17 protein-coding genes are annotated in these 15,176 nt (G+C 41.0%); 2 read left to right on the plus strand and 15 right to left on the minus strand.

The annotated features are described in order from the left end of the window. Positions 1 to 12: 12 nt before the first annotated feature. From CL667_03780 to CL667_03835, 12 genes are all read right to left on the minus strand, one after another. Positions 13 to 693 (minus strand): hypothetical protein, encoded by a 681-nt coding sequence (locus CL667_03780; protein ID MAL16810.1) that lies wholly within the window; start codon positions 691 to 693, stop codon positions 13 to 15. A 12-nt stretch (positions 694 to 705) separates the two neighbouring features. After that, complete coding sequence (locus tag CL667_03785) at positions 706 to 2,445, minus strand: hypothetical protein (protein MAL16811.1); 1,740 nt, start codon at positions 2,443 to 2,445, stop codon at positions 706 to 708. Continuing rightward, the gene (locus CL667_03790; GenBank protein MAL16812.1) at positions 2,442 to 3,035 is read right to left on the minus strand and encodes a hypothetical protein; all 594 of its coding nucleotides are present in this window, start codon (positions 3,033 to 3,035) and stop codon (positions 2,442 to 2,444) included. The genes CL667_03785 and CL667_03790 overlap by 4 nt, the downstream gene beginning before the upstream one ends. A gap of 3 nt (positions 3,036 to 3,038) precedes the next feature. Further along, a complete protein-coding gene (fliJ, locus tag CL667_03795; GenBank protein ID MAL16813.1) occupies positions 3,039 to 3,467 on the minus strand; it encodes a flagellar export protein FliJ in 429 nt (142 codons plus the stop codon). Between the two features lie 18 nt (positions 3,468 to 3,485). Further along, positions 3,486 to 4,820, minus strand: coding sequence for a hypothetical protein (locus CL667_03800; GenBank protein ID MAL16814.1), 1,335 nt, complete (start codon positions 4,818 to 4,820; stop codon positions 3,486 to 3,488). Next, entirely contained in the window at positions 4,811 to 5,497 is a 687-nt protein-coding gene (locus CL667_03805; GenBank protein ID MAL16815.1) for a hypothetical protein, read from the minus strand. The genes CL667_03800 and CL667_03805 overlap by 10 nt, the downstream gene beginning before the upstream one ends. Positions 5,498 to 5,500: 3 nt before the next feature. Beyond that, positions 5,501 to 6,550 (minus strand): flagellar motor switch protein FliG, encoded by a 1,050-nt coding sequence (fliG, locus tag CL667_03810; GenBank protein ID MAL16816.1) that lies wholly within the window; start codon positions 6,548 to 6,550, stop codon positions 5,501 to 5,503. A 12-nt stretch (positions 6,551 to 6,562) separates the two neighbouring features. After that, positions 6,563 to 8,209, minus strand: a complete 1,647-nt coding sequence (gene fliF, locus CL667_03815) for a flagellar M-ring protein FliF (GenBank protein MAL16817.1) — start codon at positions 8,207 to 8,209, stop codon at positions 6,563 to 6,565. Between the two features lie 13 nt (positions 8,210 to 8,222). Next, positions 8,223 to 8,534, minus strand: coding sequence for a flagellar hook-basal body complex protein FliE (locus CL667_03820; GenBank protein ID MAL16818.1), 312 nt, complete (start codon positions 8,532 to 8,534; stop codon positions 8,223 to 8,225). A 23-nt stretch (positions 8,535 to 8,557) separates the two neighbouring features. Further along, a complete protein-coding gene (locus CL667_03825) occupies positions 8,558 to 8,788 on the minus strand; it encodes a hypothetical protein (GenBank protein MAL16819.1) in 231 nt (76 codons plus the stop codon). 3 nt (positions 8,789 to 8,791) lie between these two features. Then, on the minus strand, positions 8,792 to 9,292 hold the full coding sequence (locus CL667_03830; protein ID MAL16820.1) for a flagellar basal body rod protein FlgC: 501 nt from the start codon (positions 9,290 to 9,292) through the stop codon (positions 8,792 to 8,794). Positions 9,293 to 9,303: 11 nt separating this feature from the next. Next, on the minus strand, positions 9,304 to 9,648 hold the full coding sequence (locus CL667_03835; protein ID MAL16821.1) for a flagellar biosynthesis protein FlgB: 345 nt from the start codon (positions 9,646 to 9,648) through the stop codon (positions 9,304 to 9,306). A gap of 239 nt (positions 9,649 to 9,887) precedes the next feature. Here CL667_03835 and CL667_03840 point away from each other — a divergent pair, with 239 nt between their 5' ends. Both CL667_03840 and CL667_03845 read left to right on the plus strand, forming a co-directional pair. After that, positions 9,888 to 10,928, plus strand: coding sequence for a hypothetical protein (locus CL667_03840; protein ID MAL16822.1), 1,041 nt, complete (start codon positions 9,888 to 9,890; stop codon positions 10,926 to 10,928). A 169-nt stretch (positions 10,929 to 11,097) separates the two neighbouring features. Further along, a complete protein-coding gene (locus tag CL667_03845; GenBank protein MAL16823.1) occupies positions 11,098 to 12,489 on the plus strand; it encodes a hypothetical protein in 1,392 nt (463 codons plus the stop codon). 234 nt (positions 12,490 to 12,723) lie between these two features. Here the strand turns inward: CL667_03845 and CL667_03850 are convergent, their stop codons facing one another. From CL667_03850 to CL667_03860, 3 genes are all read right to left on the minus strand, one after another. Then, positions 12,724 to 14,133 carry a hypothetical protein gene (locus CL667_03850; GenBank protein ID MAL16824.1) on the minus strand — a complete coding sequence of 470 codons (1,410 nt, stop codon included), beginning with the start codon at positions 14,131 to 14,133 and terminating at the stop codon, positions 12,724 to 12,726. A 126-nt stretch (positions 14,134 to 14,259) separates the two neighbouring features. Further along, positions 14,260 to 14,658, minus strand: a complete 399-nt coding sequence (locus tag CL667_03855; GenBank protein ID MAL16825.1) for a two-component system response regulator — start codon at positions 14,656 to 14,658, stop codon at positions 14,260 to 14,262. Positions 14,659 to 14,703: 45 nt separating this feature from the next. Continuing rightward, a complete protein-coding gene (locus tag CL667_03860) occupies positions 14,704 to 15,108 on the minus strand; it encodes a hypothetical protein (protein ID MAL16826.1) in 405 nt (134 codons plus the stop codon). Positions 15,109 to 15,176: the final 68 nt, after the last annotated feature.

Genomic DNA, 15,176 nt, shown 5'->3' on the forward strand with positions numbered 1-15,176 from the left:
AAAATGGTTGTTTTAAAAAATCCCTGTACCTACTTCTTCTACATCTCCGATAGGTATTTCTACATTATTGACCGACAGATAAACCCCTTCTGAGGTGTACCGTACCCGATCCGCAATTCCTTCGATAAACACCAGAGAACCTACCGGATTATCGCCGTTTGCTGCTTGTACTTCTACTGTATATTCACCTTCGCCCATACGGTCGCCAGCTGAATTCTTTCCATCCCACGTCCAGTTATGATCTCCGGTTGAAAGACCTTTGATAGACTCGCGGCGGACCTCTGATCCACTCGCGTCACGAATAATTACTTCTACATTATCAGCTGAGTTATTAAGCTCGAACTGAATTTCAGAATTGCCGGTGGCATCTAAATGAATTTGGTTACTCAGTGCTTTAACCTGCTTGCCCGTCAATGAAGCCGCCATCGAATTTGTAAGGCTGGCACTCATCATGTCCTGACTGCTTTGCAGAACTTTGAGCCCGTCATTCACTCCAATAAGTTGTTCCACAGAGTTGAACTGAGCGAGCTGTGAAGCAAACTCCGCCCCATCCATAGGATTTATGGGATCCTGATTTCGCATCTGGGCTACCAGCAAGTGCAAAAATTCCTGTTGACCTAGCTGACTCTTTTTTGAGACGCTCTGCTGCCCAAAGGCTGCATTTGCTTGTGAAGCTATGTTATTTACATCCATGGTCTTGTTCCTTTATGCTGTCCATTCCATTTGGTTATACCCAAACCGGCGGACTGATTTCTGTATCTTAGATTCATTGTCTTTTGGGGAATTCATCATAGAATTCATACCCCTTGTACTGCTATTTCCTTTTTTCCCGGATGATGAAGGATCACCAAAGAAACCTGCCAGTTCCTGCCCTTCTTCTCCACCATCAAACTGTAAGTTTACATCGATCTGACAATCCTGCTGCAGATACTCCTTAATTTCTTTTTCATATTGCTGCATCAGGCGGGTAAGCTCTACATTTGATGAAGCCAATTTCACCTGAATCACACCATCTACTTCCCGTGTCGATAGCTGAATACTGTTGCCATCTTCCAGCTCAAAACTGTGTTTCTGCCAAGTTTCAGGCATTGCTTTGCCAGCCGAAACGGTTTTCTGTACAGCCTGAGACAACCCGGGCATCACTAATCTTTTAATGGTAAAGTTTGAAATAGGCATTTCACCTAACCTCATGAACTGCATGGCCGAAGCTTCTTTTTGATCTGGAAGTTCGGTGGATTCTTTCAAATTATTCTTGATCAGCAGTTCCTGTTCTTCGCTAAGCATTCCCGCTGAACTGCCTTTTACTTTGGCATTCAGAAAATCCGCTGCTGTTTCAAATCTCGAGAGAGAAGCCGTGGTGAGTTCTGACTGTGTAGTATTTGTCACCAGTTCAAGCCTTTCAGTGTTCAATTCTTGTCTGGCAGAGAATGAATAAATTTGTCGGAATTTTTTCTCCTGAAGTTCTTCCACCTTCTTGGTTTGAATCTCTTGAACAGCGTCAATATTCTTTGTCACTTCAGTGGCCTGTTCAGAAATCACTTTACCCACTAAAGGCACATCTGTTTTAGATCCTGAAGGCTGATCATTTCTGACTTGTTCTGTTTTTAATGACTGCTCCCCAACCTGTTTTTCTATCTTAGGTTGATTGTCTTTTTGAAGAACATCACCCACTGTTCTTTGTTCGGTAGAAGTCCTTTCAGCCTCAGCTGCTTTAGCTTTTTCAAGGATTTCATCGGCTGAAACCTCTTCCTGAATCTCAGTCTTTGCTTTGGCTGGTGCAGACTGATTTTTCAATTCCTCAGCCTCAATTGGCACCTCTATTTCGCTTTTGATCTTAACGGAACCTGACACCTCTTTTGATTCGGATTCAATAGGTAATTCAGAACTTGAAGGATTCGAGGTTTCAGTCTTTATTGCAGACTTTAACCCTTCTTTAGCAGTATCAGAACCGACCTCATAGTTAGGTAATTTTTTTACCTGGAGTTCCTGCTCTGCTTTTTTTTCACCTTCAAGCCCTGTTTTAACTACCTTATTTCCCTCTTGAGCTATCTCTTCTTGTTTTACAATAGGTTCTTTTGAAACTGATTCACTTTTCATTTCCGAATCGGAAAATGCAGGCTGAGTATTTACTTCCTCTAGAACTGCTTCTTCAGGATTCTCTTGGGCATCAGTACTGATCTCCTGACCAACATTCTTTTGCTCGGCCTGTTGGCTCACTACAGCTTCCTGAACAACTGCTTGTTCTTTTTGCTGTTCATCCTTAGAAAGACCTTCACCAAATGCGTCTTTGCTGTCTTCCTCTTTCTTAGTAAAGTCTTGAATAGAGTTCAATATCGAACCGAAAATCCCTTTCGCATTTTGATCCTCAGCTGTATTTCCTTTGGTGATATTTACACCCAAACCAGCCTGCTTATTCTCTGAAGATGACATCATCTGCTTTATCATAGCATAATCTCCGTCATCAGTTTTGCAGCTTTATCAGAACTCAGAGATCTCAGTATTTTCTCTCGCTGAATGGTTCCGCCGCCTGTATATAATCGTACCAGTTGCTCGCTCGTCATCTTATCAAGTATTGGAGCTAAATCGTCTTCTTCCAGATTCAATAGACTTTTAATACGCTGAGCAAATTCTTCCGAAGTTAATCCAGCTACTTCTTCTGGCTCCTCTTCTTCAATCTCTGCTTTTTCTTTTTTAAGAGTTTGTATCTGAATGATGAGGGAGTCGATAAATGCATGAAGGTTTTTGTTTTCTTCCTTAAGGAACTCTGGTGAGTTGTAGTCAACGGTATCAACCGCTACAACCAAAGAATCCATCGTTTCCATTGAATCAGCTACTACCGTCATTGTATCAATATCGCTGGAAGCTTGTGAAGTCATCGCATCGAATTCAGCATTCAGTTTTTCTTCCTGCGTCTCCACTATATCCTGATACGTTTCTTTGTTGATGTATGGATAGAGGAAAAACATGGCCACGACCATAATGATCAAGGGGACTACAATAAATCCGGCAATTTTTATGATTAATCCTTTATTCATTGGTTAACGGCTAAATGATTGGGTTGCAATTTCATCCATGAACTTCTGCTCATTTTTAGCAGCCTGTTCAGAGAACAAGCCTTTTTCAAATTCTTTTACCTTCTCAAGGATATGCAGCTTCTTGTGTGCTGAGGCTAACTTTTCACGCTCTTCTGATACCGTGATATCAGCTTGAACTAATTCTTTATTCAGTTTCTCCATCTTTTGATGAACTTGTTCCAGGTGCATAGATCGCTGGCGGATTAAATGGATAGACGCTGCGGTCTGCTCTTCAGAATCATTCAAGAACTGCTTAAGCTTTCCCTGAACTTCGTTTTGCAAGTCACTGATCTTTTGCTTCTTTGAAACCTGTTCAGCCAGCTTCTGCTTCTGAATTTTTTCCTGGTGCTCGCGAACTTTAAGAACTGGTGCAAGAGAGAATTTGAACTTCATAAATATCTTCCGTGATTTTTATTCAACAATTTTCTTTAGCGTTTCCCAGAGATCATCACTGAAATCCGTTTCGTTTAAGTCCTGTATCAAAAATGATTCCAAACCCGGATGTTTTTTTATGGATTCATCAATTTTTGGATTCGAGCCTTTCACATAAGCTCCAATATTGATCAAATCTTCGGCCTCTCGATAGGTAGCTAAAAGCTCCCGGGCTTTCATCGCAATTTGGCGCTGTTCGTTAGTTACAATCTTCGTCATCACCCTCGAAATACTTTCCAAAATATCGATAGCCGGATAATGGTTTTTATGGGCTAAACGGCGTGAAAGCACGATATGACCGTCTAAAATCGATCTTACAGCATCTGCAATTGGCTCGTTCATATCGTCATTATCTACCAATACCGTGTACAATCCAGTGATGCTTCCCTTGTGTGTTTTACCAGGTCTTTCAAGTAGTTTTGGGAGGATGGTGAACACACTTGGAGTGTACCCTTTGGTTGTTGGTGGTTCCCCCGATGCCAACCCAATTTCTCTCTGAGCCATGGCAACACGGGTAACAGAATCCATCATCAAGAGGACATTTTTTCCTTGGTCGCGGAAATATTCTGCAATCGCGGTAGCGGTAAATGCTCCTTTTACTCGGCTCATCGCTGCACTGTCGGAAGTAGCAGCCACAACTATGGATCGGGCAAGTCCTTCCTCACCCAGAGTGTCATGAATAAATTCCTGAACCTCACGACCACGCTCACCAATCAAAGCAATCACATTAATGTCAGCGGAAGAATGCTTGGCAATCATTCCCATTAAGACTGATTTACCCACACCCGAACCCGCAAACAGACCAATTCGCTGCCCGGTACCTACTGTATTTAAGGCGTCCAAAGCGCGAATTCCGGTAAACATAATATCATCAATAGGTGCACGATCTAAAGGCGCCGGAGGATCGTTATGAACGGGCATTTGTCCGGTTACACGAATAGGGCCTTTTCCGTCAATTGCTTCCGCATTGGTATCTACTACGCGACCCAACATTTCGAAACCAACCGGCACGTTCAAAGATTGACCTAGCGATTCTACTTTGCAGCCGGCTTTCATTCCCACTACCCTGTCGTAAGGCATTAGCAGTGTGCGGCCTTCTTTCAAGCCAACCACCTCTGCTTGTACTATTTTACCCGTCACCGTGTGGATACCGTAAACTTCACCAACACAAGCCTCCAGACCAGAGCATTCTACAATAGTCCCGATTATAGTAGAGACTTTTCCATAGCGTTTTACCCGTGAGAATTCACCACTCAACTTGGTTTTAATAGAGCGGTAGTGGTTTTCTAAAGTGGGTAGGGTTGTTATTTCCATGATGGAAGGGCTAGCTCTTTTCTAAAATCTTGTAACAGTCCCTGGAAGCTATGCACCAAGGTTTCTTCATTAGACTCGAGGATAAATTCACCCGGCAGGCATTCTTCTGAAGTCTGAATATTGAGCGTCAGGCTTTTCGAAAAGTCTTCTTTCAATTCTTTAGCCCATTCCATATCACTTTCTGAAACATTGAGTACGGGCTTAGATTGCTCATCCATTTTTTGAAGAAGAGATCCCACTTTTTCATCCAGAGTTTTACGGATAGCTGGATTTTCGACCGGAATTCCAAGAATGGCTTCCGAAATTTCAAAAACCAAATCCATCAATCCCGGCTCTAATGATTCCTGACGTTTCTGCCATTCCAGTTGAGCAGCATCAAGTGCTTCGCGAATAGCAGCAAACTTTACATCAAACTCAGAACGAGCTTCTTCTACGCCCTCAGCGCGGCCTGTATCAAATCCTTCAGCGTAAGCTTCAGCGCGAACCTGTTCGATTTTTCTTCTCCACTTGGCATCTCTTTCATCAAGTAACTCATTAACATCTGCTGATTCTTCGGGGTACTCATCGGTTTCCTCTAGTGTGTTATTCTCATTAAATATCATTTGGTAATTCAGGCGGGTACTGCCTTCATCAAACCAGTTAATTTGATTGTTTTGTAAGACCTTCTGATTTCTCATCGCTTACTCAACTACCTCTTCTTCGTCCATCTTACGGGTTGAAATCTGACCGTCTTCTTCCAGCTCTTTGATCTTCTTAATAATACGCTGCTGTGCTTCTTTCACATCCTTCAGCGGTACAGGACCAAGTGCATCCATATCTTCTCGAAGCATATCTGCGGCTCGGTTCGACATGTTTTTAAGGAATTTGTTGGCCAGTGCTTCTTCCACTCCTTTAAGTCCCATAACCATATCGGCTTTCTCCATTTCGTTGATGATAAGCTGAACGGTACGGTCGTCGAAGTGCAGGATATCTTCGAATAGGAACATTTGCTCCTTAATATCGCTTGCCATCTGCTCGTCTCTTTCCTTGATGTTATCAAGAACATGACGCTCCACGGTGATATCAGATCCGTTAAGAATCTGAGCCACAATATTAGTTCCGCTTTTAACACGGTCTCCAATAGTATCCATGCCGCCCATGTGCTCCTGAATCACTTCTTCAATTTCATCAATGACTTCAGAGGAAATTTTATCCATACTCGCTAGGCGGTACACGATCTCGGTTTGAAGTTCTTTATTGAGGTATCCTAAAATCTCAGCCGATTTTTCAACATGGAGTTGTGAGAAAATCAGGGCAGCTACCTGCGGGTGTTCGTTTTGAATAAAGGATGCTATTTGTGTGATCTTTGTCTGCTGGAATTCATCGAATACCGAACTACCAGATTGTGCCTTCAACCGCTTCAACATCTTCTCAGAATTTGCACTGTCTCCCAATTCCGATAAGAGATCTTTAGCAGCATCAACACCACCTTTAAGCATATACTCCTTCACTTCCATCAAGGTGTAGAATTCCTGTAGAATGGCATCTACAATTTCACTCTTTACATCTTTAATCTTCGCTAATTCCAGCGTTATCTTTTCGATTTCTTTTTCATTCAACGACTTCATCATACTTGCAGCCGTTCGGGTTCCGATACTCATGATAAATACCGCCGCCTTCTGGGGACCCGTTAAATCTGAGATATCTTCAATAACGCCGGGTTTCTTTGTCTTAATTGCTGTCGCAGCCATAGTTCTAGGTTATTATTCTTCGGATGATATCATTGCCCGCATCACTTGTGCGGCTTCTGCTGGTTTCAATTCCACAAAGTTCACAATCTCTTCTTTGTTGTATTTCTTCTGTGGTAGCTGTTTGTTTTCTCCCGATCCCTCAGGCAGCTCTCCACCCTCAGTTCCAGCTCCATCTAGTTGATTAGAGGCACTACTTTGCCCAGGCAGAGCATTTTTCTCAGGAGTACCTTCAATTTGGTCACCACTTTCGAACGTGCTTACAGTCTTCATACCATCAACACCGTTTTTCTTCTTGATGCTATTGATCAACAGAATGATCACGATAAAGGTGATACCGATTAATGACCATCGCAGTATGTCGAATTTCAGTGCAGGTTGACCGCTGAAGAAATCGGCATCATCAATAGGATGCTTATCAAAAAATTCAACCTGTTTTACTGTAAGCTGATCGCCCCGGTCGTCCTGAATACCCAAAGCGACTTTAACTACTTCCTTGAATTCCTCTACTTCAACTTCTGAGTAAGGCTCGCTTATTACTACGTCCTCACCATCTTCATTTTTATCGATTCGCTGCTTATAGTTCATCAACACTGAGGCAGAAACGAGCTTTAACTCGCCTTGTGTCTTTTCAAAAACTTCTCGAGTTCGGTTTACCTCATAGTTTCTGGTTTGCACGGTCGAGCCATTATCATTACTTGCCACTACAACCGAGCCAGCCTGTTGGTTGACTGTTCGCTGGTTTGCAGGTATAGGCTCCATCACCTCATCGTTATTCGTCTCTTCCCTTTTCTCTTCTGATATGATCGTTCGGCTATCAGGGTCAATTAAGTCTGATTCTCTAACAAGCCTGTCGAAGTCGTGTTCTACCGAAACTCTAAGGATGCTGTTACCGGCTCCTAATACACGGTCAAGCATGGACTGACCACGTTCCGTCAAATAAGCTTCTGTCTTTTGGCGAAGCTGCATTTGTGTGGATCCAAAAGAAAATTCAGAGTCATAATCGATCTCATCAGTCAGGCGATTTCCGGCCTGATCCAGTACCGTTACATTTCCGGATTCAAGCCCTTCTACCGAACCTGCAATAAGTGCTGTAATTCCTTCAATCTGCTCTGGCTTTAGAGCTTGCCCCTTCTTCAAGTTCAAAATAACTGAACCGGAAGCCTCAATAGAAGTTTCTTCAAAAGGAGATCGCTCCGGGAGAACCAAGTGGATACGTGAAAATTCAACCTGTTCAAGGCTATTTATAGAACGGGCTAATTCTCCTTCAAGAGCTCGCTTTTTGTTAACCTGCTGCATAAAGTCGGTCATACCCAGCGCGTTGGTATCAAAAAGCTCATAGCCTTTTACATCCGATAGTCCGCCACTTGTTTGGGCAAGATCCAGACGCAACTCATGAACTTTATCGCTTGCTACATAGATTGCTTTACCGCCTTCCTGTAGTTCATAGTTAATGCCCCGATTGTTAAGTTCGGTAACAATTTCCTGGGCCACTTCAGCCTGCAAAGAACCAAAAAGCAATACCTTTTCTTCTTGCTGAGACCAGTAAAAAAGCCCGCCAATAATGGTAAGAACCACCAGCATCAAGCCCACAAACATTGCGCGCTGTGCGTTACTTAACGGACCAAAAAATTCTTGAAAACTTTCTAAATAATTATTCATTTATGCAGGTCCTTTATATTTGCATTCTGCTAATTTCATTGTAAGTCTCGATCGCTTTGTTCCGCACTTCAATCATCATCTGGAAACTCAACTGGGCCTTTTGCATGGAGATCATGACGTCGTGCACGTTTTCAGTTTTTCCGGATATATAATCTTGCATATTCTGCTCAGAGGCTTTCATTGTATTATCTACTCCGCTGATAGCATCACTGAGCATATCGGCAAAGGAGTTTTCTATACCATCAATTTCGATTTCGTAATGCTTTGGCTTTACCTCAATATCCTGGGGGAATTGTAAGCCACTAAGTTCTACTGGTGTTGCCATGATCTACTATTCTTATGAGTTCGTTAAATTCTTGTATCTATATTGGAGCCACGCGAAAACTGATGCTGATTCATTTTCCCATCTACAGAGTAAAGTGTCATCGCTTTATCAGAAGTGAATTTCTCCTTAATCAAAGAAGATTCATCCTGAGTCAGCTTCGGGAGATCGTTTGAACCCGCTGCTTCCCGCAACGAGCTGCTTCGGTTTACCTGTCCGGTTTGTTGTTGGGTGTATATAGAATTGATGCTATTCATGGATTAAATCTCTAGTGCTCGTTTAATAATTTCTTTTTCTGCTTCAATGCTGCTTAGGTTCGCCTCATATAACCGGTTGGCACTAACCATTTCGGTCATTTCACGAACCATATCTATATCCGGATATTGAACCATTCCATTTTCATCCGCATCTGGATGCTGGGGATCGTATTCGTATCTAAAACTCTCCCGCTCCGCAACTTGGAATGATGGGCCAAGNCCGATGTTTTTTCCTCCAGAGCCCGGGCCGTTTAAATCAGTACTCATGTGCTGTGGATTTGTCACGTTCAGTGAAGAAACGCTGTTCGACAACACATCTAAAAATTGTTCTTGTTGCGGGCCTAAAGTTTGCACTCGTTTTGGCCGATAAACAGCATCAGACCCTTTGGGTGCTGATGTTTGCGCATTAGCGATATTTTGTGAAGCAACCGCAATACGTTCGCGCTGTAAAGCAAGACCTTGCGCTGCTGTTTGAAAAGTTGAAGAAAGTCTGTCAGGTAGCATAAGATTCAGTTTTATCTGTTAATTCCGGTAATTCCAGATCTCAGAAGGTTAAAATGATGGCGAAGGGATCGGGCAACCAGTTGCACCCGGATTTGTGTATCAGCCATTTCTATCATTTCATCCTCGAGCACAACGTTTTGCTCTGTATTCACAATGGAGCCGGATACATCTTTCATGCCTCGTACTCCATTGATCTGCTGGGCCTGCTGAAGTTCATCTTCAAAAACAACTTCATGCCTTTTATATCCGGGAGTATCAGCATTGGCAATATTGGAGGCCGTGATTTTCTGACGAAGTGAATAAGCATCCATCGCCTGACCTAACATTTTACTGTGATTACTATCTATAAAGTTCATTGAAAATTTTCTTTTGTTTACAAAATCACTTGCTCCGTTAAAAGCAATTGGTATGCCATCACTCAATTTCTTTAAAAATTGAAAGCAGAAAGCGATTTAGAAGGAACTATACAGATGGTTGGGAGTAGAAATGACCGCTTGAAGGCAAATTTTTCCGTCTGCATCTCTTTTCTTAAGAAGTTCAGATAAGCGCTGATAATTTTTTTATCACATTAACCCAAGTAAGATTTTACAGTTACATGAAACTTAACCTCAGTTCAACAAATTACGTAACCCAAGAAGATGCTTTTAATACCCATGATGGTTACTATTGTAAAATACCAGAGCATTCACTGATGAAGATCATCCAGGCGCTACATAAAGACAGTATCAACTCTCCTGTTATAGTTTTAGACAGCCATAACAGACGAATTTGTTATGCAAATGAAACAGCTAGGACTTACTTCAAGAACCCAAAACTTGTAGGTGAAGCTTTTGATGATATTATTGAGGTTGTTGCTAAAGATTTTTCAGAACTGCCATTAACTTTTCTAAACTCCCGTTGGTTTTCCCTTACTGAAAAGAATTTTGAGTGGGAAGAAAACAGCTACATTTTGGTAGAGTTCAAAGAACCTAAACACTTTCCTGGTACGGAGACTTTAGAATCTTGGAAAAATATGATTGCCGTCATGCTCCACCGATTTCGCTCCCCACTAACGGGTATGTCCGGTTACTTGGAACTTCTGGAAGATCATATAGAGGGTGATACTCCACAAAAGTATATAGACTCTATTGAAAACGGCATGAATCACCTTTATGATATGATGGATGACCTTGAGGTGTTGTATCATATTCCCACAAAAGCTGATGAAAAGGAATCTCAGTCTGCAGGGTTGAGTTCTATTGTAGACCAAATCAAAACCACTTACGCTGAAGGCGTTCGAACGCGCATTACTTATTCAAGTTCAACTCAAGAGACTGAATTTGCCTGTGGTGCTAAAAACCTGAAACAGATTTTGTCGCTCCTTGTTCAAAATGGAATCGACCACACTCCCAAAGGTGAAGAAATTGCTATAAAAGCTGAATCTAACAGGGTCATTACAGTGACCACCAATGGTGCAGTTATACAGGATGAAATAGCGAAAAACCTGTTTAACCCATTTGTCACAACCACAGCAAATAACCTGGGTATTGGATTAACACTGGCGCTTCTTTACACAAAACAGTTTGATGGCATAATTTTTCTTTCAGAAAACGACCTGGGGAAAGGAGTACAATTTTGCATTTGCTTCCCTGACTAGAAAAAACTTCCGTTCAAAGAATTTAAAAGCAGGTGAAAGTCACATTTTACCTGCTTTTTTTGTTTTCCCATCCCTCCCGGAAAGTAAAACTTATGTTCATCGGCAAATTGACGATAAGTACAAATAGCTTTACTCAAGTCAATTCACATAACTATTACCAACAAGAATTATGATAACTGAAGAGATACCCGTCAAAAAAATTAAGGACGCAAAAAAGCCCATTCCTATTAATCAGGAAAGTCCGTTTAAATATGAGGAGCTATTCTTCTCGGTTACCGATCATAAATCAAATATCACTTTTGCGAATGAAGTATTTGTACGAATTAGCAAATATGAGCAAGAAGATGTGATTGGCCAACTGCATAAGTTGGTACGGCATCCTGATATGCCGCGTGCTGTCTTTAATATTTTTTGGGATTTTCTGAAAGCCAACAAACCCGTTGCTGCCTATGTAAAGAATATGGCTAAAGATGGCTCCTATTACTGGGTAATGGCTTTAGCATTTCCTTGTGAAAGCGGGTATCTGTCTGTGAGGCTAAAACCCGGCAGTGAATTGTTTGAAAAGGTCAAAGATTGTTATGCCAAAACACTTCAGTTTGAGAAGAAAAAAGAGCGCGATTCGGGTGACAAGAAATTAGCCATGCATGAAGCTCAGGCCTACTTACTTAATCTTTTACAAGAAGAAGGCTTTGATGACTACGAAGAGTTTATGTGGAATGCTCTTCAAAGTGAAATGACCAACCGTGAAGAGACTTTAAATAAGAATTCTGTTTCTACTCATAATAATCTTGATAAGAACGTCATCCCTCCTGTGTTGGTAAAAGTAGAGCGATTGTTGAATGAGCTGGTTTTATCGTTAGAAAACCTCAAAAATATTCATAACTCATTAGTTGGTCATTCTAATTATATCTTAAAACTTGCCCGATCCATTATGCTGCTTTCTTTGAATGCTCAGATTGGATCTTCAAAGCTGGATCAGGAAGATTTATCCCTGTCTGTGGTAGCTGAAAAGATGGGAGAGCAATCCGTTGATGGGGAAAAACGACTCATCAATATGAAACAGAATATTCACGAGCTAAGTGCTCTGATTGGAAGCCTCAATTTTGATATCATATCTGCAAAATTACAGGTAGAAATGACCATTGATTTTCTGTTAGAGTTAGAAGAACGAAAACTCGAGAAAGACCTGTCGCTTATAAACTCTGATAAAGTTACTGATCTTTTATATGATGCTTTCATTCCTCGCCTCGATAGTATTCATGATGGCATTGGCAAAGTGCCTGCTTATTTGCGTGAGCTTCTAAACGGTGTTAAAGAAATAGAGCGGTTCCTGCTGGTACTTCGATTCATTCATATCACTGGCAAGGTAGAAGTCGCACGCATGAACGATGACGCGAAATCATTCTCAACTACTTTCCAGGATCTTGTCCAGGAAATTGAAACGGCTGAATCTCACCTTAAAGAACTCAATGAAGTTGTAAGCGATAACAAAAATACCGGTACCATGTACACGGTTTATAAAGAAAGGCTTCAAAACTTAATTGAAGATATTAACGTGTAATTCTTCAGCTAATTCTGACCCCACACTTTCATAAGGAACTGACTAACCTCAGTTTCTTTTTTCTGATATAAGTTGAACATGGATGAGTTTTAATGGCAGCTCAACTTCAAAACACGGATGGCAATACATGTGTTTAAGTGTTTAAGTGTTTAAGATCTTAACATATTGACAATTGGCATCCAATTATCAGCTTAGTTTGTATGATCTTCCAGCCAGCAACTGCTTTACGATTGGTTATACGAAAGCGGCGTTTGCGGCTCCTCTAATGTCTTCTCTGCTGAAATTTAACGTAAAGGTTGTTCCGTATTTATCAGAAGTGTATTGGTAAGATCCATTGAGCTGACTTACCAATGTATTTAGCAATGTACTTCCAAGATGAAGTGATTGCTTTTCGATATCTGCTTTTAGATCCCAGGGTAAACCAATCCCGTTATCTACAATCGAAATATAAATGCTCTTCTTTTGGGTATAAATCTGAATATGTATTTTTCCACTTCCAGATTTCTCAATGGAGTTGAAAGCATGCTTATAAGCATTTGTAATCACCTCATTTAAAATGAGTGAGCATGGGTGAGCTTGATTAATATTAAGCTTAACGGGCTCAATATCCATATTTACCGTAATCTGCTTATTCTTTTCGTAATACATTTTGCCAATTGAGTTGACAATCTTCGCAACGTTTTGCCCAAAATCTACTTTCGAAAAGCTTCCAGACTCGTACAACAGTTCATGCATAGAAGCCATCGTTTGAACCCGGCCCACACTTGATAGTAGCTTTGATTGTACGGCCTCGTCAGGCTCGTTAAATGCCTGTAACTGAATCAGCCCGGAGATAATAGCCAGGTTATTTTTAACACGATGATGCAGTTCAGATAATAATACCGTCTTCTCTTCAACTGCAGATTTAAGCTTCATTTCCGTTTCGCGAAAAGGAGTTACATCTTGACCCAGAATTACAAAGTTTGTGATAAAACCAAAGTCGTTTTCTACTGGACTTACAGATGCTGAAAAGATAAACGATTCGCCGTCTCTCTTTTTATTGACCAGTTCTCCCTCCCACTTATCCCCTTTAAAAACAGCATCACGGAGTTCTTTATACTTATTGATGGTGGAATAATCAGATTTAAATAATTCCAGCCCTTTTCCAACAACCTCGTTTAACAGATAACCTGAGGTTTCCAGAAATTTAGTATTGGCAAATTCAATGATTCCCTGCCGATCCACGATCAACACGATGGATGGACTAAGCTCTACAGCTTTTATGAATTTCTTGTAAGGGTCACCGACCTGTTCCAAACCAGACGGCGAACTAAAGCTGTACTCAATACTTTTATTAATACCATCAAGCCCTTTTTTGGACTCTTTACTGTGCTGCTTCGTTTTAAGTTTATTGCTTGGATGAGGATAAAGATAGTTCACATTTTTGGGAATATTATCCGTATCAGATTTGTGGGCACCCTCGCTTATTGCATTTTGGTTCTCGGGTTCTTCTGAATTCTGATCGGTATTGCTAACCACATTTTCATTTAGCTTACCGCAAATGAATTTCAGGTTCGCATCTCGAGACTCTTTTGTATCCCAGTTTAATTCGAACACAGGGCCTGGTTCTTTAAGCGACTTTTTTTTGGGCGAAGAATTTTTCACAATCTTTACTCCTCTACGTTGCGACTTTAAGTATCTGAATAATCATTTCATTAAATACCCTTTTCATACATGCCTGTAATAATACTGGGTACATACTTAAGCCAATTCAGGTAATAGTTTCCAGCCTTAATCTTCTTTTATCATTTTCTTTTGAATCATCTCCTTGATCCTATCCTTTAGCAGCAAATGCGTAAGAGGCTTGTGAACAAACCCCATACCTTGTCTTAGAATAGCATCAATGCGATCTTCGTTGTTTTCTGATGAAACAACTATTGCCGGTATATGAGACCAATCCGGATTATCTCGTGCATAATCCAGCATTTCCAAACCATCCATTACCGGCATATAAATATCGACCAACATAAGGCCTATTTTTTCCTTCTCCAGAACTTTGAGGCCTTCATCGCCATTCTCAGCCTCAAATATTTCACCAATTTCGATTTCAAGTCCTGCATTTTTAACGGTACTTCTAAGGATAACACGCATTGCAGGGTCATCTTCAACAATCAGTATGTTAATCTTCATAGCCTTCTTGGTATTGTGTTAGAAACTGCTTTTTTACTAAATCGTTTAAAGGAATAAGGCGATACCAATCGAAACTACAGACAGTAGCACTGCAACTGCTGATAGTGTTACGAATAGCATCATTCTTTTTCTCTCCAGGCTTAAGTCGGCAATCACTGATGAAACAAGCGGATAATTCACACTCAATCCTTCAAACTTGTCAGACATAAAGAAAGTGATGATGTCTCCTCTTTCATCTTTATAGCTGTACTTTTTATTGAAGTGATAGAACATCCGGCCAAAAATTAGGTCTTCTTCAACACCGCATGCTTCAGCAATTTCCTTAACATTCACAGGAACTCGAATGCGTGCTATCCTATCAGGTTCATCTTTCGCATACTTTTTATACTCTTCATAGTATCTGTAATAGATATCCTCAAGTATTTCTAAATCTGTTGGAATACGTTCCATATCGACCTCTTTATTTGTACTTGAATAGAGGATCCAGTTATTGGATCCCCTATAAGTTCAAGTCATAT

Source organism: Balneola sp. (assembly GCA_002694685.1).
GTDB lineage: Bacteria > Bacteroidota > Rhodothermia > Balneolales > Balneolaceae > Gracilimonas.